At 57.2% G+C, this 18325-nt stretch carries 31 protein-coding genes; all 31 read left to right on the forward strand.

The window, feature by feature from the left end; genetic code table 11:
• Positions 1-39 precede the first annotated feature (39 nt).
• Positions 40-237, forward strand: coding sequence for a helix-turn-helix domain-containing protein (locus OR601_RS06240; protein ID WP_265591382.1), 198 nt, complete (start codon positions 40-42; stop codon positions 235-237).
• Positions 238-239: 2 nt separating this feature from the next.
• On the forward strand, positions 240-485 hold the full coding sequence (locus tag OR601_RS06245) for a hypothetical protein (RefSeq protein ID WP_168896713.1): 246 nt from the start codon (positions 240-242) through the stop codon (positions 483-485).
• A gap of 51 nt (positions 486-536) precedes the next feature.
• A complete protein-coding gene (locus OR601_RS06250; protein WP_168896714.1) occupies positions 537-725 on the forward strand; it encodes a hypothetical protein in 189 nt (62 codons plus the stop codon).
• A gap of 63 nt (positions 726-788) precedes the next feature.
• Positions 789-1040: a hypothetical protein gene (locus OR601_RS06255; RefSeq protein WP_168896715.1), complete on the forward strand. Its 252-nt coding sequence runs from the start codon at positions 789-791 to the stop codon at positions 1038-1040.
• Positions 1037-1306 carry a hypothetical protein gene (locus tag OR601_RS06260; protein ID WP_265591383.1) on the forward strand — a complete coding sequence of 90 codons (270 nt, stop codon included), beginning with the start codon at positions 1037-1039 and terminating at the stop codon, positions 1304-1306. Before OR601_RS06255 ends, OR601_RS06260 begins: the two co-directional genes overlap by 4 nt.
• On the forward strand, positions 1293-1637 hold the full coding sequence (locus tag OR601_RS06265) for a hypothetical protein (protein ID WP_265591384.1): 345 nt from the start codon (positions 1293-1295) through the stop codon (positions 1635-1637). Before OR601_RS06260 ends, OR601_RS06265 begins: the two co-directional genes overlap by 14 nt.
• The gene (locus OR601_RS06270) at positions 1622-1855 is read left to right on the forward strand and encodes a hypothetical protein (RefSeq protein ID WP_265591385.1); all 234 of its coding nucleotides are present in this window, start codon (positions 1622-1624) and stop codon (positions 1853-1855) included. Before OR601_RS06265 ends, OR601_RS06270 begins: the two co-directional genes overlap by 16 nt.
• Positions 1848-2609 (forward strand): conserved phage C-terminal domain-containing protein, encoded by a 762-nt coding sequence (locus OR601_RS06275; protein WP_265591386.1) that lies wholly within the window; start codon positions 1848-1850, stop codon positions 2607-2609. Before OR601_RS06270 ends, OR601_RS06275 begins: the two co-directional genes overlap by 8 nt.
• Positions 2578-3417: a P-loop NTPase family protein gene (locus tag OR601_RS06280; protein ID WP_265591387.1), complete on the forward strand. Its 840-nt coding sequence runs from the start codon at positions 2578-2580 to the stop codon at positions 3415-3417. Before OR601_RS06275 ends, OR601_RS06280 begins: the two co-directional genes overlap by 32 nt.
• Positions 3401-3670, forward strand: coding sequence for a hypothetical protein (locus tag OR601_RS06285; RefSeq protein WP_265591388.1), 270 nt, complete (start codon positions 3401-3403; stop codon positions 3668-3670). Before OR601_RS06280 ends, OR601_RS06285 begins: the two co-directional genes overlap by 17 nt.
• Complete coding sequence (locus OR601_RS06290; protein ID WP_265591389.1) at positions 3670-4815, forward strand: tyrosine-type recombinase/integrase; 1146 nt, start codon at positions 3670-3672, stop codon at positions 4813-4815. Before OR601_RS06285 ends, OR601_RS06290 begins: the two co-directional genes overlap by 1 nt.
• 3 nt (positions 4816-4818) lie before the next feature.
• A complete protein-coding gene (locus OR601_RS06295; RefSeq protein WP_265591390.1) occupies positions 4819-5256 on the forward strand; it encodes a DUF3310 domain-containing protein in 438 nt (145 codons plus the stop codon).
• 155 nt (positions 5257-5411) lie between these two features.
• On the forward strand, positions 5412-5618 hold the full coding sequence (locus OR601_RS06300; RefSeq protein ID WP_168896724.1) for a hypothetical protein: 207 nt from the start codon (positions 5412-5414) through the stop codon (positions 5616-5618).
• A gap of 189 nt (positions 5619-5807) precedes the next feature.
• On the forward strand, positions 5808-7172 hold the full coding sequence (locus OR601_RS06305; RefSeq protein ID WP_265591391.1) for an AAA family ATPase: 1365 nt from the start codon (positions 5808-5810) through the stop codon (positions 7170-7172).
• The gene (locus OR601_RS06310) at positions 7169-7804 is read left to right on the forward strand and encodes an RloB family protein (protein ID WP_265591392.1); all 636 of its coding nucleotides are present in this window, start codon (positions 7169-7171) and stop codon (positions 7802-7804) included. The genes OR601_RS06305 and OR601_RS06310 overlap by 4 nt, the downstream gene beginning before the upstream one ends.
• A 384-nt stretch (positions 7805-8188) precedes the next feature.
• A complete protein-coding gene (locus OR601_RS06315; RefSeq protein WP_265591393.1) occupies positions 8189-8680 on the forward strand; it encodes a hypothetical protein in 492 nt (163 codons plus the stop codon).
• A 407-nt stretch (positions 8681-9087) separates the two neighbouring features.
• On the forward strand, positions 9088-9285 hold the full coding sequence (locus OR601_RS06320) for a hypothetical protein (RefSeq protein ID WP_265591394.1): 198 nt from the start codon (positions 9088-9090) through the stop codon (positions 9283-9285).
• Between the two features lie 170 nt (positions 9286-9455).
• Positions 9456-9782 (forward strand): HNH endonuclease, encoded by a 327-nt coding sequence (locus OR601_RS06325; RefSeq protein WP_265591395.1) that lies wholly within the window; start codon positions 9456-9458, stop codon positions 9780-9782.
• A gap of 149 nt (positions 9783-9931) precedes the next feature.
• Complete coding sequence (locus OR601_RS06330) at positions 9932-10348, forward strand: hypothetical protein (RefSeq protein WP_265591396.1); 417 nt, start codon at positions 9932-9934, stop codon at positions 10346-10348.
• Positions 10293-11753 (forward strand): terminase large subunit, encoded by a 1461-nt coding sequence (locus tag OR601_RS06335; protein ID WP_265591397.1) that lies wholly within the window; start codon positions 10293-10295, stop codon positions 11751-11753. The genes OR601_RS06330 and OR601_RS06335 overlap by 56 nt, the downstream gene beginning before the upstream one ends.
• Entirely contained in the window at positions 11747-13219 is a 1473-nt protein-coding gene (locus OR601_RS06340) for a phage portal protein (protein ID WP_265591398.1), read from the forward strand. Before OR601_RS06335 ends, OR601_RS06340 begins: the two co-directional genes overlap by 7 nt.
• Positions 13185-14381, forward strand: a complete 1197-nt coding sequence (locus tag OR601_RS06345; protein ID WP_265591399.1) for a VG15 protein — start codon at positions 13185-13187, stop codon at positions 14379-14381. Before OR601_RS06340 ends, OR601_RS06345 begins: the two co-directional genes overlap by 35 nt.
• On the forward strand, positions 14374-14682 hold the full coding sequence (locus OR601_RS06350) for a hypothetical protein (protein ID WP_265591400.1): 309 nt from the start codon (positions 14374-14376) through the stop codon (positions 14680-14682). The genes OR601_RS06345 and OR601_RS06350 overlap by 8 nt, the downstream gene beginning before the upstream one ends.
• Before the next feature lie 45 nt (positions 14683-14727).
• Complete coding sequence (locus tag OR601_RS06355) at positions 14728-15075, forward strand: YjcQ family protein (protein WP_265591401.1); 348 nt, start codon at positions 14728-14730, stop codon at positions 15073-15075.
• Positions 15076-15148: 73 nt separating this feature from the next.
• Complete coding sequence (locus tag OR601_RS06360) at positions 15149-15400, forward strand: hypothetical protein (RefSeq protein WP_265591402.1); 252 nt, start codon at positions 15149-15151, stop codon at positions 15398-15400.
• A gap of 168 nt (positions 15401-15568) precedes the next feature.
• Entirely contained in the window at positions 15569-16018 is a 450-nt protein-coding gene (locus OR601_RS06365) for a hypothetical protein (protein ID WP_265591403.1), read from the forward strand.
• Between the two features lie 17 nt (positions 16019-16035).
• Entirely contained in the window at positions 16036-16968 is a 933-nt protein-coding gene (locus tag OR601_RS06370) for a phage major capsid protein (protein WP_265591404.1), read from the forward strand.
• Positions 16968-17339, forward strand: a complete 372-nt coding sequence (locus OR601_RS06375) for a hypothetical protein (RefSeq protein WP_265591405.1) — start codon at positions 16968-16970, stop codon at positions 17337-17339. Before OR601_RS06370 ends, OR601_RS06375 begins: the two co-directional genes overlap by 1 nt.
• A gap of 4 nt (positions 17340-17343) precedes the next feature.
• Positions 17344-17676, forward strand: a complete 333-nt coding sequence (locus OR601_RS06380; protein WP_265591406.1) for a hypothetical protein — start codon at positions 17344-17346, stop codon at positions 17674-17676.
• A complete protein-coding gene (locus tag OR601_RS06385) occupies positions 17669-17965 on the forward strand; it encodes a hypothetical protein (protein ID WP_265591407.1) in 297 nt (98 codons plus the stop codon). The genes OR601_RS06380 and OR601_RS06385 overlap by 8 nt, the downstream gene beginning before the upstream one ends.
• The gene (locus OR601_RS06390) at positions 17962-18315 is read left to right on the forward strand and encodes a hypothetical protein (RefSeq protein WP_265591408.1); all 354 of its coding nucleotides are present in this window, start codon (positions 17962-17964) and stop codon (positions 18313-18315) included. Before OR601_RS06385 ends, OR601_RS06390 begins: the two co-directional genes overlap by 4 nt.
• The last annotated feature ends 10 nt before the right edge of the window (positions 18316-18325 follow it).

Genomic DNA, 18325 nt, shown 5'->3' on the forward strand with positions numbered 1-18325 from the left:
ATTGCATAGGACATTAGCTAGAGACACTAGGAGTTGAGCATGAAGTCGCTTTTGAAGGTCCGCCTGGCAGAGAGGCGCATGACTCAGAGGGAGTTAGCGCACCGCTGTGAGGTGGACGAGAACACCGTCTGGGTCTGGACCACAGACAAAGGAGCCGAGGGGCTTTCTTTGAGGCGCCTAGAGCAGATCGCCAAGGCTCTTAGCTGCAAGATCACAGAACTGTTTGAAGAGGAGTAGCCATGACCGCTAAAGTGCTCGGCCCCGTGCCTCGTGAGTGGCTGAACATCACCGAGGCTGCCCAATATGTACGCAGCCGCCCAGAAAACATCCGCGAGCTTATCAACCTTGGACTTATCGACACCTATGAGACGGTGGTCAACTCCTTGCATCCAGAAAACCATGTGGCCCGTACCCGTCGTGTCCTCATCGCTCGCACCGACCTGGATGCCTACATGCGAAGCAATCCTGCTCGCGAGGTGCGTTGAGCATCGAAGGCTGTTTCTCCTCGTCTCTTAGATCGTCTAAGGAGGTGTCTTATGACACTGAGCAAACTCACCGCCATGGACGTCTTCGCGGCCCTCATGGCCCTCTGCCTCATCGCTTGGGTTGTCGCCGACTGGCTGCCGGATCCTCCGCTGAATGTGCCCTCTCAGGCGCCCGTCACCCAGAGCGCCGATGCCATCGCCGCCACTGAAGCTGCACGCCAATGGTGGGATCACGACTAAAAGAGCATCCGCCTATGTGCCCTGGAAAGCCAGACGGATGCCCCAAAGAAAGGAGGGTCATAGATGACCCCTATTGACCATTCTACCAGCGTTAAAAAGGCGAAGCTGCGCCAGGAGATCTTCGATCGTGCTCGCTTTGGCGACGACGTATCCGAAGAGGAGCTGCAGCTTCTGACCGTCGCGCAACTGCGCGAGCTCTGCAAGGAGCCGCTGATCTACTTCGGCACCTACGGGGACTGCCTGTCCAAGCGCGATTTCGTGATCCATGTGCTCGGCGGAATCAGGCGCTATCGCCGGAAAGCAGGTCTTGCATGACGCCCAGAAAACACTCCAAAGACGTGGCAGGTCGTCTTGCAAAAGAGCGTTCCCTGTCAAAGCTCAAGATCCACCCTCGCGACCTTGCAGACCTGGTCCACATGCAAGCCATGCGCTTGGCATACCTAGCGGTCCTCTGCGACAGCTGCTCGGCTTGCCAATCCTACGACGGACCTGCACTGCGAGAGATGGCCGGTTGCCTAGACACCCTGGACGATCGTCTGAGAAAGCACCCTCATAAGAAGGAGACCCATGGAAACCGCTAACAAGCCCATGTCAGAAGAGTTTTACGCCACCGAAGATGCTGGCATGTTCACCACAGCCATCAACAGCCAAAAGGCTGCCATAGAAGAGGCTGCCTTTAACCTCGTCGAGCAAGCCGAGGCGCTTATCAAGGCCATTGAAGATGGAGACCTGTTGGGAGCCAACAGTGCCGCTTGCTTTGCAGCAGCGGCCTCTGACGACATGATCTATGGAGCCGAGGCACTCACCTATATCTTCTCCCAAACAGATACCTGGGCGCTGAGAGTGGCTTCCGATGCCATGAAGCACGCTCTGGCAGACCATCCCCTGTTCCCCTCATGTCAGGGCAACTGAAGCCCCCAGGAACGCTTCTGACCTCTCATGGGTTCCATCTGGTACGCCGTTTAGGGACCCATGACGTCTATGACGTGCGCTCCTGGGACAACACTTACCACTGCTTCAACCGGCGCTTGCTAGGAAGCTACCAGAGCTTCGCTGGAGCCGCCACAGCGTTTTTCGCCTGGGTCGACACCGTGGATCCAGTCTTAGAGATTGAGGATGACTATGAGTAAGGTCGCTATTCAAGGCGATATGTGGGAGGCATCCTGCCACCTGCCGCCTGAGCAGCAAAAAGCATTCATCTTCGCCCTGGTGCAATACGGCATGGACGGCACCGAGCCTGATACCGACGAGCCCTGGTACATGGCCTGGGTCTGTTGCCGCGATCGTGTGGCCATGAGCGCAGAGCGCAGCCGTAAAGGCCAAGACGCCGCCAATCGCCAATGGGCAAACAAGAAACCCTCTCGCCAGCCTGCAAAGGACGATGAAGCCGACTCCCAGCACATCCAGCAAGGGTCAGATGAGAAACCCATTTTGGACACCCATAATGGGTCTGATTCACAACCCATTATGGGTAGTGCGAATGCTGAGATGAGTAGAGATGAGATGAGAGGAGAAGAGATATTGTCCGGCGAGCCGGACGATCTCGACCAATTCGACGAAGCTGTCAAAGCCGTTGCAGACAACGTCATCTCTCGGCTCAACGACCTTACCCACCAGAGCTTCAGATCGAGAAGCAAGAAGGCCCTGCGGCCCATCGCTGCCCGATTGCGCGAGGGCTACAGCGAAGCCGATCTTATCCAGGTGGTCGAAAACCAATGCCACCTATGGCTCCGCGACCAGCGAATGCGGGTCTACCTGCGCCCAGAGACCCTGTTTGGCCCCAAATGCGAGGGCTACCTCAATGCCGCAAAGATGAGCCCAGGAGGTGTAAGCCATGCCGATGCAGCCGCCTATGACGCAGGAATCAGCCTCGTCGCCTACTAAGCACCAAGCTCCCCTTTGTCCCTTCTGTGGCAGGGAATTAGCCCGGGTAACCCGTGGTCAGTACGGCTTTTGGGCGCCTTGCGACTGCCCAGATGCCCAGGCCCACGACAAAGTTCGCAAGGCCGAAGAGGAACGTGCCATAGCTGCTGAGCTGGAAGAGGCTAGACTCCGCCGTTATCGCAAGGCAGGGATTCCTGAACGTTGGTACGTCGAGCTGAGAAATCCCAGCTTGCACGCCGCAACGGGAAGTCGCTACGACCCTGGCGCCCTTTCCATCTGCAACGCAGCCATGCGAGGTCAAGGCACCTGGCTTATCGGAGATGTAGGTCTGGGCAAGACCAGGGCAGCCATGGGGGCTGCCATGGCTTACATGGACCAGCGAACCATCTCAGTGGGCCAAGGACTCTCTCGCGTGGAGGTAACCATGGCCAAGGTGCGCTGCATCACCGAGGAAGACATCCTGGCGGCAGCCGGAAGCCGCTTTGGCAAAGGCTCAACAGACGAGGCAGCCCTTGCAGGCTTCAAAGAGTGCGCCCTGCTTATCCTGGATGACCTGGGCAAGGCAAAGCCCACGGCTTGGGCCGTCTCCCAGATCTTTGCGGTGATTGATGCCCGCTACTCTTCCCGATTGCCCCTGGTGGTCACCAGCCAGTACGGCCCTTCAGACCTTCTCGCTCGACTCTCCGAGGAGGGCGAGGCAAAGACTGCCAAATCCCTGGTGAGCCGCCTGTGTTCCATGTGCGACCGCAAGCAGATGCAAGGATACGACCACCGACTGGCAGGTGATGCCCATGTGGCAGGGGACTAATGCCGAGCTTTGCCGAACCCTCAAGGATCAGCTCGTCGACGCTCGCCAGGAAGCCGCCGAGGCTTGGCGAGACAGGGATGCCTGGTACGACAAGGCAGATGAACTTTCCTGCGCCCTCGCGGAGAAGAGCCAGCAGCTCTCTCAGGCCAAAGACAATATCTGCCTGACCCTCTGGGCTTGTGAGAAGTTCGACGACCTTACTCGAGACGAGCTCGCCATCATGGTCGAGGCCTGCTTGGGGAAGTGGGGCTGATGGCGCCGAAACCCACCCTCACCCTCGAGCCGGACGGCATCTGGAGCGCCAGGGTCTACCTGGGCACCTCTCCCAACGGCAGGCGAATACGCCCTTATCGGCGGTTCCCGGAGGCCAGAGATCGCAAGCAGGCCCAAGCCTTGGCCAAGGCCTGGGCGGACGATCTCACCGCCCATGGCCATGTGAAAAGCCAACGGATGCGCGACGTGTTGGCCGAGCGCATCTCCAACCTGGAGAAGGCCAAAGCCAGCCCTCACACCTTGAGGACTTACCGGCTCTATGCCAAGCGCTACGTGAATCCCCGCTTGGGTTCCCGGCTGGCGCCCAGCGTAAGCCCTCAAGACATCGAGGCGCTCCAGGACGACCTTTTGGAGCACGGTGGCGAGGGAGGTGCTCCCCTATCGGTAGGTACCGTGCTTGGAGTGCGCGAGATGCTCTCTGGGGTCTTCAAGTGGCTGCTGAAGATTGGGGTTATCGACACCAATCCGGTGACTCTCTCCACCTCCATCACGCCTGAGCGCCGAGAAGCCCGATCGCTCTCAGGGCACGACTTGAAGCTGCTGGAGGATGCCCTGCAAACTGCCATGGCATCAGAGGATCCAGCTGAGATGGATTTTAGCCGAGGGGTGTGGCTGGCGCTCAGAACCGGCCTTCGTGTGGGCGAGGTCTGCGCCTTGAGAGAAGCAGACCTGCGGCCTCTCACCCAAGAGATCCATGTGGGCGGCACAGTGGTCGAGATCGACGGCATTTGGAGAAAGCCCAGCCCCAAAAGCGCCAAATCCCAGCGCAACGTGGCGATGACGCCTATGGACTTCGACAAAGTGCGTTCCTGGCAAACAGGAGATCCCGCAGCCCCGTTGATCTCAGAGGATGGCTCCTGGATGCGCCCTTCCGAGCTCTCAGGGTGGTTTCGGACGCTCAAGGTTCGCTTGGGCTTGGATCCTTCCCTGACGTTTCATAGCCTGCGCCACACCTATGCCACCACTCTGCTTATGGCAGGGGCAGATCCTAAGAGCGTGAGCGAGCAGATGGGCCACGCCGACGTTGCCATCACGCTGCGTATCTACGGCCATGTGATACCGGGGCGCGGCGCCCAGCTGGCATCCATGGCGTCGGATGCCTATGAACAAATGAGAAGAGGATGAACTATGGAAGAGAAAGAACGGATCTGGATCGTGAGCGCCTGCAGGCGCGAGGTCGATGAAGGCGAGCAGGTCGAGGTCTGGCCTGCCATGGCATTCAAAGATGCTGAGGCCGCAAGCCTGTGGATCAAGGACAAGGATACAGAAGGCAGTCCCTTCTTTTACCGGCTGCAATGGAGCTGCCTGCTTGACGTTGATATGGCCAGCTCGCCAGCACGCAATCCTTCCCACTATGAGCGAGGAGGTCTTCGCTGCGACCAAGTGATGGGCGCCATGCTCTCCCATGAAGAGCAGGTCGGCTATTGGTATGGGTGTGCGATGAAGTATGTCTGGCGTTGGCCCAGCAAATATGAGGACAAAGATCGCCAGATTGAAGACATCGACAAGGCAATCGAGTGCCTCTCTCGCCTTAAGGCGGTGGTTGGCCATGGCAATTCCCGGTGAGGCCTGGCGTTGGATATGCGCCCGCTCTTGGGAGGACGTGGAGGGAGACCTTCACTGCGGCAGAGATGGAAGCCCGATCCCGCCTAGGGACGAGATTTTGAGAGCTCAGCATTGCGGCTGCTTTCTAAGCCTAGCGGACAAGGAGGAGAAAAAGGATGCAAAAGACCCTGAAACGCAGCCCTCTTCGTGATCGCTGGCGGCGCTGGAAGGCTTCCGGCATCCCGATGACCGTGCGTCTATCCTGGGCGTTGGAAGACGCCTCTGTCACCCATCCGGTGCTTACAGCCTTATTCCTGGCAATCCTTGTGGCAGCTGCAGGATGGCTTTTGGTCACTCTGGTCATGATCCTAAGGCATCCCTAGATTCTCGATGTGCAAGCCCTGGCATTTGGCTAGGGCATATTTTTATGGCTCGTATGTTACTGCAAATTGACGTAATATCTACCCTGTACTCTTATATTTTGCATTTTTTTGCGGAATACTAAGTTATAGGAATATATAATTGCCGGGAATGAACTGTAAACACCGAATGCAAGCAGGAAAGGCACTGACATGCTGCGCGACTTCAGCTTCGCAAATTTCAGAAGCTTCCGAGATGAACAGTACTTCTCAATGACCCGCACAAAAGCTGCCATGAAGCGTCAGACAACCAAATGGCCGATCTCAGATATATCTTGCATTGCTAGTGTCTATGGTTCTAATGCTTCCGGAAAGACGGCATTCTGCAATGCTCTCCCCTATCTCGCCTTATTTATAGAGCGCGGCTTTTCCCAGGAGCATCCATTATCGCTTTTCAAACCGTTTCTCCTAAACAGTCATTCAAAGACCGATCCTATGTCATTTCTTGTTGATTTCTCGATATCAGGCAATCGATACCGCTATGAGATCGACCTGACTGCCGGTAGCGTATCCTTTGAGTCTCTAAGGAGGTACAACGGCCCCACAAATCGCACGCAGAGGGTATTCGAAAGGGCTTTGAAAGAAGATCGCTCCTTCAAGTTTTTGTACGGGAAAAACTTCAAAGGCCAGAAAAGGGCGGCTGAGGCAATGACGAGAAATGACGTCGCGTACCTCTCTGTCCTTCATAAGACGAATTGTAAAAGTGTCGAAGAGGCCTACTCCTTCTTTAGTGACCAAGTAGTCTTTCTCGATGCCTTGTTCTATGAGAGAGAGCTAGATCAAATCGCTGAGCGCCTCTCCGACGATGCTTGGTACGCGAACGCCCTCTCGACGATCGTTTCTCAGGCAGACCTTGGTATCAGTGTTATGGAAACAAAAGGCTTCTTTGATGCGATCCGATCGCGAGACGGAGAAGCTTTCGATGGCTTCGCCAAGGGGGTAGCAGGAATTACGGGCCCCAATGCCACAGCCGCCGAGCGTGAAAAGCGCACCCAAGAAATATGCGAACTTCTCACGCAACCAGTCAAGGAACTAGTGTTCACTCATAGGGGAGCAGACGGTTATACGGCAGAGTTCTCTCGAGACGACGAGTCGAACGGCACTCTGTCGATGCTCGCCTTCTTCTCGATTGCCCTAAAACTTCTGGCTGTACCTACTGTCGCCTTTGTTGACGAGATTGATACCAGTCTCCATCCCACCTACGTAGAGGAGCTCGTAAGACTTTATAAAGACCCGGCAACGAATCCTTGCCAATCCCAGTTAATATTCACCACCCATGATGTCTCGCTGATCACCAAGTCAGGCGCCGATGAGCCTGTCATCGATCCAGATCAGATCTGGTTTGTCGAGAAAACCTCCGAGGGCGCTTCAGAGCTCTTCCCAGCTACATCGCTCAATCCTAGGTGGGAAGAGAACTTCGGACGCAATTATCTTCATGGCGTCTACGGCGCCATACCTCGACCCGACTTTCATAGCGCCTTTGCTCGTGCCCTTCAATGCGAGGATACCCGACAATGAGCAGAAAAAGGCTGGAACGTGGTCGAGAGCAAAACAGGAAAAGGGCACGTATCCCTCGAGCCCTTGCTGTTGTATGCGGCGAGGTTACAGAGAAGGAGTATTTCGACCAGCTTGGAAAAGAACTCGGGGTGGTAATCTCTGTCAAGTCACAAGGGCTAGATCCAATTGCTCTTGCGACTTACGCTGCCGAGCTATGCCGCCGAGAGAGGAGCGAAATCAGAGCCTCCAGTGATGACGGCTTTAAAGTCGTCCTGGTTGTGGCTGATGTTGATGATTACAGCCCAGATCAGTTGAGAGAGGCTGCAAGGATATGCAAACAGAAAGGCATGGTGCTCGTTCTGTCCAACCCATGTTTCGAGGTCTGGCTTATAGATCACTTGGAGCCATGCCCAGATTCTATTTGCACGGCACGTTCGGCACAACAGCGGGCGTTATCCAATAGAATCCTCTGCGGCAAAGGCAACAAAAACATTGTCAAAGAAACCATTGAGGGTAATCTTGACATCGCTCTGCAGAATGCTTGGAAACACAACACTGCCGAGCGAGAAGACAGGCGCAGGCGCCTCGACACCACAGACTTCGGCCCTTGGACCGACATGCCTACTGCCGTTGAAGCCCTGCGCCTGCTCTGATGCAGCTCGACCAGCCCCGACCCTACGTTGGGGCTTTTCCATGGTCCAGCACCGTGCTTCAGATAAGCTTATGTGCTGCGATGTCCATGTGCCAGAAATGTGCCAGATAAACCTTTGATATTGAACCCTAAAGAAGCCATAAACTCCCAGCACAAAGCAGCAAAACTAAGCACTTGGCTGACTGCACCGTTGGATAACGTCTACTTATACAAAAATACCCCGAAACACATAGATGCTCAAACTTGTTCAATTGCTGCGCAGGAGTTTGGACGTCTCTCACATTTAAGGTTTGGATGATTAAGAGAAGCAAATACGTTGGAGTTTTTTACCTGGGGTTATAATGAGTTTTCAACAAATGCATAGGGTCAGTGTCTGAGGAGGACCATGGGTCGAGAGTGCCACATCCTAAGCAAATCCCGAGACTATTTTGCTGAGGTACGAAACGCTGCTTTAGAGCTAGAGCGCACTCAACTCCAACTTGAGGCTCTCGACGTCCATAAGAAAGATCGTCCTGGCGATCCCTACGCTCCGCACGTGGCCTCCAGCAGGGGTGACGTCAATGGCACCTCCCGCCTCATTGCAGGGCTCGATCGCGCCAAGCTTCTGCACGACCGAGAAAAGCGCTGTCAGCAAAAGCTCCAGGCGGCTTCTTGGGTGCTCTATGGCCAGGATGGAGAGGGCGGTGTGGCCCAAGCTCTCTCAAACCTAGATGCCGATGTGGTGTGGCATCGCTGCGCCAGGGCTTACACCTGGCGTGGCGTAGAGGCAGCCACCATGTGCTCTGCCAGCGTGTGCCGCCAGCGCTATGAAGCCGTCATGAACTATATAGACGATGGCGGACTTATCGATGACATAGGCTCTATAACGGCAGGTTAAAGACCATTTTTACCTAATAATTCCTCCTAATTCTGCTTGCAATTGTATAACATGGATGTTATACTTATAACCATAAGCAGCCGAGAGAAAGGAGGACATTATGAGCGACAGAGAATTTCAAGTGCTACTTGCAGTCATCGGAATTGCGTACCCCTTTGTACTGCAAGTAGCCTGGGACATCATCAAGTGGTATCTGCAAAACCACGACCGATGATGTAAGAGTGGGAACCGACCTCGCGGCTACGGGGTCGGGACTCGCTTATAGATTACCATCAACCATCCTCAAGGAGGTTCATCATGCCGTTGCACTACATACTCTTCTTGCTGATCGCCGCTCCCATAGGCATGTGGGCAGGGCATCGCTTCTTCGTGAGCCGTATCCGCCCCTGGCTGGAGGAGCGCTAACCATGACAGACACCGAGGCCCAACGCCGTGCCAAGGCCAAGTACGCCAGGGAGAAGGTCAAGGCCTTGCGCCTGGCCTTCTACCGCAACAATCCCGAAGATGCCGAGCTGCTTGCTTGGATGGAGTCTCAACCCAACATGACCGGTTATCTCAAGCAGTTGATACGCCAGGATATGGAAAGGTCTCAGGACAACTCCTAGCAGCCCCCGGCACACCTCGGCAGCTCTCGGCACATAAAAGCAGCCACCGGCACCTAAAAGCAACTCCCGGCAGGCTGCGCACAAGATTCGCGTGGTATCACTATGCTGCGCACCAAAGCAGTCCACATCAGATGGGCTGCTTTTCTTGTTCGGGTGGGGGTGGTTTTGCCATGGCCTCCGGCAAAGACCGACCCTCCTATGATCCACGCCAATCCAATGGCGCCGCTCGCAGGGCTGTGCGCAAATGGCTCCGCGACCAGCGGCTGCCCTGTGCCATCTGCGGCCAGCCCATCGACTACTCTCTGCCTGCCGGAGACCCTTGGAGCTTCGAGTGCGACGAGATCGTCCCAGTGTCTTTGGGCGGCTCGCCATTCGACCGCGATAACGTGCAGGCAACCCATCGCATCTGCAATCAGAAACGCGGTAACAAGACCATGGCTGAGCTGCGAGGACAAGGCTCAAGATCCTTGTCTGTGCGCCGCAGCGGACGCTGGTGATTATCACTAACGTTTTATGTTGATTTTATAGATATGGGGGTATGACCCCTCCCCCGCCCCCGGGCTGTACCTCCGCGCCGACAGCCTTTTTCTCTCCGGAGGGACCAAATGGGCGGCCCAAATGAAGCGACCAGTTGGAAGGGGGCCAAATGGCTCGAATGAGAGCCCTCTCCATCGAGGATGAAGCCGATCTTTGCGACCTTTGGCCAAAGCTCGGCACCAAGAGGTGCGCCGAGCATTTCGGCTGCTCCCAAAACACTATCAAGCGAGCGGTGACGCGTCTAGGGCTGAGAGATGGACCTAGGCCCCGCACCCCTCGCAAGAAGCCCAAAACCCAAGAGGCTCCTGCTCCAGAGGAAGAGGAGGCCGGACGTCTTCCCAAGCTCCACAAGCTAGAGGCGCTCTTGAGCCAGCAGCTCACAGAAGCTCCTCCTGGGGCTGTGGCGGCCCTTTCCAAAGAATACCGGGCGGTGCTTACCGAGATAGAGCAGGAAGAGGACGGAGGCGACGATGACGACCCCTTCGAGCTGCTCGCAGCATCCATCGCCTCCAAGCTGCACTCCTAAGCTCCATCTGGCCCAGCCCTATGAGTCCCATCTGGCAGAAGAGGCTGCCCAGGTGGGAAAGATGGCAGGCTACGAGCTTCTGCCTTGGCAAAGAAACCGCCTGGAGGACTGGAGCGCCATTGGGCCTGACGGCAAATGGGTCCACAAGCGCATCGGCGATTCGGTACCCCGCCAGTCAGGCAAATCGGTGGACGGCATCATCTGGGCCACCTTCGCCGCCAGCGCCATGGGCTACAAGGTGCTCTGGACAGACCACAACTACTCGACCACCTGCGAGATGCTCAGGCGCTTCCAGGAGATCTTCGGCAAGCGGCCTAGAGACCCGGACGCCAAATACAAGCGCTTCAACAAGCTGGTGAAACGCACCAACAACAAGACCGCCCAGGAGTTCATCGAGCTGAAGAACGGCGGGGTCATAGGCTTTTCCACCCGCACCAACTCGGCTGCCCTGGGGTTCTCCTACGACATCGTCATCTTCGACGAGGCCCAAGAGCTCACAGACGCCCAAGCCCAAGCCATCCTTCCCACCACCTCCTCCTGCACCAGCCAGAACCCTCAAGTGATCTATCTGGGAACGCCTACCCGTGCCGGGTCTTTGGCCGACAAGTTCCAGGACTTGAGGAAGGAGGCGTGGGACCGCAAGGCCGACGACCTCACCTGGTGCGAGTACGGCATCGACGACTACGCCAAAGCAGAGGACGAGGCCTATTGGTACGAAGCCAATCCCTCCCTAGGCCTCATCACCACCGTGGACGCCATCAAGATCGGGCGAGGCGGCCTCTCAGATTTGGCCTTCGCCCAAGAGTATCTGGGCTACTGGCTTCCCAAAGAGGCCAACACCATCATCTCCCCCGCCCAGTGGCAGGCCTGCCTCATCGGCGAGGACGCCATCCCTCAAGGCCGCGAAGCCTACGGCGTCAAGTTCTCCCCCGACGGGGAGCTGGTGGCCTTGGCCGTGGCGGTTCATCCTCCAGAAGGCCCTGAATACGTGGAGCTACTGGAGCTGCAGCCCAGAAGCCGCGGTATCGGCTGGCTGGCCGAATGGCTGGCCTATCACGCCAAGCAGGGCTGCTGCGTGGCCATAGACGGGCTTTCTGGCACAGGGGACCTCTGCGACCGCTTAGAGCACCTCAAGGCCCCTCGTGGCTATGTGGTAAGAGCCAAAAGCTCAGAGGTCATCACCGCCGCCACCATGCTGGAAGGCGCCATCACCACCAAAGCCGTCACCCATATCGAGAGCCCCGCCCTAGATGCCTCGGTGCTCACTTCCACCCGCCGTACCATCGGCCAGAACGGCGGTTGGGGCTGGGGCGGCGACTCCTGTGCCGTGGAGGCTGCAAGCTTGGCCCTTTGGGCCGTGAGAACCACCAAGAGAAACCCAGCGAGAAAGCAGGTGCTGTGGTGACAGAGCAGATCGATATTCCTCAGAGCTTGGCTTCTGCAGAAGGCCTCACTTTCGACGAGGGCCTTCTGGTGTCAAAGCTCACCTCCATTTGGCTGGAGCATGTGGCATCGAACCGGCGGAACGAGTCCTTCTATGAAGGCACCTATCCCATCGAGCCTCTGGGCATCGCCATCGATCCCAAGAAGGCCTCTGTGTTCGAGGAGCGTGTGGACTGGGCTAGGAAGGCCGTAGACTACATCGCCAACCGCAGCCAATTCGACGGCTTTTCTGCTGGAGACGACGAGGCTGCCGTTTCATGGCTCAGGCGCTGGTCTGCCGACAACGACATCGCCAACGCCTATGCGGGAGCCATCACAAGCACCCTCACCCATTCCTGCGCCTTTGCCACCGTAACCACCCAAGAGCACCATGACCCGCTGCTACGCTTCTATCCTGCCACCGCCGCCGCAGCTCTCTGGGACCGGCGGGCCGGAAGGCTTGGGGCAGGCCTGGTAGTGGCAGACATGGCAGAGATCGAAGGCCAATCAGTCCCTACCCTGGTGGACGTGTTCACTCCCACAGAGCTCATCGAGCTTTCCTACAAGCGCGATGGCTGGGTGGCCCAGACCACCCCTCATCGCCTGGGGCGCTGCCACATGGTGGCCATCGCCAACCGCCCCTCACTTCGCTATCCCTTCGGCCGCTCCAAGATCGGCCCTGGCATGCGCTCGCTTGTGGGAGAGGCTTCAGAGGTAATGGCTTTGATGAAGCTGGCAGTACAGTTTGCCGCAGCCCCTCAGACTTATGCCTTAGGCCTGGATCCCGAGACTATGGAGACCAAAAGCCCCTTCAAAAGCTATATGGACCGCATGTGGGCGGTCTCCCGAGACGAGAACGGCGATGTTCCCCAGTTCGGCCAGCTGACCCAGCTCACCATGGAACCGCTGCTGTCCACCATGAGGACGCTTTCTTCCATGGCAGCAGCCGATGCAGGGGTGCCTGCATCCACCTTCGGAGTGGTCACCGACAACCCCAGCTCTGCCGAGGCCATCAATGCCGCCCGTGAGGATGCCGTCATCGAAGTGACCCGACTGAACCGCCAGGCATCATCGGCCCTTGCTGACGCCGCCCATATAGCCTTGGCCATCCGAGACGACATCACCTTCGATGAGTCTTTAGAGGCCTATCCGGAGGTAGCTGTGAAGTTCAGGCCCGCCTCCATGCCCTCCGAGGCATCTTTGGCAGACTCCATGCTCAAGCAGTCCCAGATCATCGAGTGGCTGGCCGACTCCGACGTGCTGCTCAAACGCCTGGGCTACACCGACGAGGAGATCGCCAGCCTAGAACAGACCAAGCGTGACTACCGCAGCCGCCAGACCATGGAAACCCTTTCCGCCTTGCCAGAGGTAGTCCAGGCGCCCGGATCGGGCATAGCCGAGGAGGTCGTTGCCCATGAGGATGAGCCGCCAGAGCCTGCTGGCCTATGACCGACTGGTGGGAGCCGCAGGGGAAAGGGCTGCCACGGCCTACGAACGGCTGCTTTCGCTCTGGCTTTCCAACAACCCTCAGGCCACAGAAAACGAGATCATCGACGCTGCAGCCTACTTCGCCTGCACCACTCTCAACACCTATGGAGAAGCCGCCGCCACCGCGGCAGACGAGCTCTGCCGCCAGTTGGCAGCCCAAGACAAGATCTCCGGCACCACTCACACCGACTATGCCCCAGACAGAAAAGAGATCGGCAAGATCCTAGGGAGCCAAAAAAGCCGAGAACCCCTTACTCAAGGAGATCGGTCTAAATTCGTTGCCCTCTCATCTGACCGTGTGAAAGATGAGTGCCACAGAGCTGCCAACAAGCAGATGCTCAAGAGCGCTAAGGCCTTGGGTTGCAAACGCTATGCCCGAGTGCCCGTAGGCGACTCCAAGACCTGCGAATTCTGCGTCAGCATTGCTGCCAACGGCTTTCATGGGCTCACCGAGGAAGGAGCCAAGAAGCTCACTCGCCTCCATGACAATTGCCGCTGCAAGGTGATCCCTGGCTTTGGCAGAAGCCCGTCTGTAGAGGACTACGACCCCGAGGAGTACAAGGAGGCCTACGAGCTCCGTCAGAGGCTGGAACAAGAAGGCTATTCGGTATCTCAGATCCAACGGGCTATGGCAGGAGAGCCGGTGGAAAGTCTAGGCGCTCCCAACAGCGGCAAGGGCGGGAGGCAAAAGTTACATACTTTGGATGATCCTGCGCGCGATTATTACGGCTCCGCAGAATCGTCTAATCCCAAAGAGCTGGCAGCTCTAAAAGAGTCTCTCATTTCGAGAGGCTTTGAACTAATAGATAAAACGGAGTCCGCTCATGGAAAAGATGCCATCGGATATGGACCAAACCCAAATGCTGGAAGACCAGGGCAACTCCACTACATTCAAGGCATGAGCTACTCAGCGTGGCTTCATGAGGCTGACCATGCAGCCTATGATGAAAACTTAGGTTTTCCAGGACTATCCCATTATCTAAAAGATCAAGCTCTTTGGGCAAATATGGAACGTCACGCATATACAATAGAGGTTGACCGAGCAAAAGCCCAAGGGAATCACGAACTCGTTGCAAGACTCGAAACGTTGATGAGAGAGGAGTTGAACAAGCATTATGGATAACAAGAATACCCAGCAAATAGTCACTCCTCCTGTCGATGAAATAAGGACTCTTCTCCAATCCAATAAATCTGGATTGCAGGCAAATGCCATCGCTCTTCTTATAGAAAATCGTATTTATAATCATGAGTTTTTGCAGGCCGTCGGAATGCTTATCGACAGCCCCGAGAAGATAGGATTTGGTTTGCCTCTGTCAGATTTAGCATCTATTTATGTTGCGCTGGCAACAGACCAGCCGTATAAATCTGAATATAAATGCTTCGAGCAACTTTACGAAGATTACAAGTCGCGTTTTTCGATTTAACGCTGTTTAACGCATCCGTGCTATTGAAAGGCTGCCAGTGATCCCATGGGGGTGATTACATTGGCCACAGATGACATGCAGGTGATCATCTATAAGATCCTCGCCTACCTCTACAGCTGCATGAAAAACGGCATCAAGCCTGACCGCGACAGATACTCTCACGTGGCTTTTGGAATCCCCGAATCCTATTGGAACTCCATCATGCTCGAACTTCATGAGCATGGTTATGTACGAGGACTGGTTATAGCCAATGACTTTGGGGGTGACCTGATAGTGGCTGGCTGCGATCCCACTATCACCTTTGAGGGCATCCAATACTTGCAAGAAAACTCATTGATGCAAAAGACCAAGAGGTTTCTTCAAGACACCAAATCAATCATCCCTGGCATCTAAACAGCCAATCATCCAATCTGCTTTGTTCACCTAAGCGCCCTTAAGGGGCGCTTTTTCGTAGGAAGGGGCACCCATGGCCTACATCAACAAGACCTTCCTCAAGTGCGACCGATGCGGAGAGGCCCGCGAAGTAGCTTTCGAGGAGAGGTCTACCTCCATGAAGTGGAGGGCTGATCGCTCCGCTGAGGATGAAGGCTGGTGCGAAACTAGCCAAAACCATCATCTGTGCCCCCGCTGCGCAGCTCCTTACCTAGCCAAAAAGCGCGAGCTAGAGACAGAGCTTGAGCGTCTTTCCGGAGAGATAAGTGTGCAGGTTACCTTGTAGCCATCTCCCTACCAGCATCCCACTCCACAATCTCGTTGAATCAAGCGCCTTAAGGGCGCTTTTTTCATAGCTACGCAGCCTTGGGCGGCAACCAAGGCACCCACCTCGCTGGCAGGGAAAGCCAGCTCGACCACGTCTGAGCAGACGGACCCACAAGAAAGGACAGCCATGGAATTCACTCCCATCAACACCCAAGAGGACTTCGACGCCGCCATCAAGGATCGCTTGACCCGCGAGCGCAAGAAGATGGCCGAGAAGTACGGCGACTACGAAGAGCTCAAAGTCCAGGCAGAGGCCGCCAAGGAAGCCCAGGCCCAGATGGAAGAGCTTCGTCGCAAGGCCGATGAGGCAGAAGGGGCTCTAAGCCGTATGACCCAGGAGCGCGAGACCGAGCAGCTGCGCCAGAAGGTTTCCGAGGAGACTGGTGTTCCTGCCCGCCTTATCGCTGGCGTCGACGAAGAGGCCATGCGCGCCTCGGCCAAAGACTTAGCCGAGTGGGCCAAGCCCAAAAGCGGCGTGAGCACTTCTCGGCCAGGTTATTTTGCTGATGGAGCCAAGCCCAAGAAGGCCACCCGCGACCAGTTCGCTGAATCCATGGAACCTGTCCTGAATCACTAGCAGAAAGGAAGATCGAAATGGCCATTACCACTCCCATCGACATGTCCACCGGCACCACCGGCGTGGTGCTTCCCAAGGACGTATCCTCCGAGATCCTTGCCAAGGCCCAGGAGGCCAGCGCCGTCATGAGCCTGGCTACCCCTATCACCCTGCCTGGCCCAGGCCTTACCATCCCGGTCATCACCGGCGACCCTGAGGCCAGCTGGGTAGGCGAGACCGAGGCTGCCCCGGTAAGCAAGTCCTCCATCTCCTCCAAGTACATGAAGAGCTACAAGCTCTCCCTGATCGAGCTCTTCTCCCGAGAATTCACCCGCGACCTTCCCGCCCTCTACGACGAGCTCATCGCCCGCCTGCCCGGCTCCATGGGCAAGAAGTTCGACGAGACGATCTTTACCGGCACCACTCCCGGCACCGGCTTCGACGTGCTCTCCGACGCCACCCAGACGGTCAAGATCACCGACAACGCCGCCGGCAAGACCTACGACGCCTTCCTGGACGCCGACGAGCTGGTGGCTGCCGCCGACGGCCAGGTGAACGCCTATGTGCTCTCGCCCAAGGGCCGCACCACGGTGCTCAAGTGCAAAGACACCAACAACCGCCCCTACTTCCTGGGTTCCCCCATGGACGGCACTGGCACCATGTCCATCCTGGACAAGGCCGTGAAGCTCACCAACCGCGTCCACAAGGCTGGCGTCAAGAAGGGCACCAGCGACAACGGCACCCCTGAGCAGCTGGGCATCGCCGGTGACTGGTCCGGCGCCCGCTACGGCATCGTGGACAACGTCACGGTGACCCCCTCCACCGAGGCCACGGTCTTCGACGCCGACGGCAACGCCATCTCCCTCTACCAGCGCCAGATGGTGGCCATGATGGTCTCCTTCGAGGTGGGCTTCATCGTCCGCGACAAGAACCAGTTCGTGCGCCTCGTAGGCGACGTTCCCACTGCCTAATGGCCGATGAGAGCACGCCCCTGGCTACAGTGGACGACTTGCGAGATGCAGGTGTTGACATAGGTCCAGCAGACGAGGGGCGCGCCTCCTTCGTGCTGGACCTTGCCAGCGCCCTTATCCGCTCAGAGGAAGGGCCGGATGCAAGCCCTGACACCGAGCGATTGGTGTGCATCTCTGTGAGCCGTCGTGCCTTGGGGGCCGTGGCTGACGGCGTCACCCAACAGAGCCAGACCACAGGGCCGTTCACCGAGTCCTTCACCTTTGGAAACCCCTACGGCGACCTGTTTCTGACCAAGGCCGAGCGAACCATGCTGGGAGCCCACAAGGTCGCCTGTGGTTCCATCTCTAGGATCGGAGGTGCCGATGAGTGACTTCATGGCAGGCCAGCAAGTAACGGTCGTCCCCCGCAAAGCTCAGGCCTCTGACATCCATGGAGATCCGATCATGGCTGGCGGGAAGCCCTTCTCCGTAGCAGGTGCCTTGGTAGCTCCCGGAGACCCCGAGGCCTCGTCCATCGAGTGGGATCCCGAAGGCGCCCAGGTGGACGTGACGGTCTACTTTCCCAAGGGCACCGATGTCGCTGCCTTGGACGGGGCCGACGTGAAGGTGAATAAAGACACCTACCGCTGTGTTGGCAGGCCCGCCGTCTGGCCAGAGAGCGCTCCCGGATCTCGAAACATCGTCTGGAAGGGGACCCGCATTGGCTGACAAAACCTTCGTGAAAGACGAGGCGGGCATCGTCGAGATGCTCACCTCTACCGTGGCCCCCGCCGTCCAGCAGGCAGCACAAATCGGGGCCGACAAGATGCGAGGCATGGGCTTCGAGGCCGAGGTGGAGCCTGCTGGCGGCAAGGACCGCTGCGGCTTCAAGTATGGCCTCACCTTAGACGTGAGGCCTAAGAGCCGGGCCGACTGGCACACGGTGAACCACCGTCATGAGCCTCGAGGCCTAGAGAAGCTCCGACGGCTCCAAGAGGCTGCAAAGGAGACCTTATGATCGACGCCATCGCCATCGTGAAAGAGGCCTTGAAAGCCCATGTGCCAGAGGTCCCCTTCTCCACGGTGCTGCCAGACCCGGCTCCCACCTCTGCCCATGTGCTGGGCTGGGTGCAGTCTGCCACAGACACCGACTTTCTGTATAGGCCCCAGGTGGCTCTGGTGTGCTGGGGCACTTCCGACGCCTCCGCCATGGCCTTGGCCATGGATTGCGCCAGGGCAGTGGAGCTGGCAGCCCAGACCCATCCCAGGCTCTCTGCAGCCTCTGTGGCATCCCTTTCCCGAGACACCTTTACTCCTGGCGGCTGCGCTCGCTACCGCCTATTGCTCAATCTCATCATCAACAAATAAGGAGGAATCC

Origin of the sequence: Leptogranulimonas caecicola, assembly GCF_023168405.1 — a bacterium.
GTDB classification, from domain to species: Bacteria; Actinomycetota; Coriobacteriia; order Coriobacteriales; family Atopobiaceae; genus Leptogranulimonas; species Leptogranulimonas caecicola.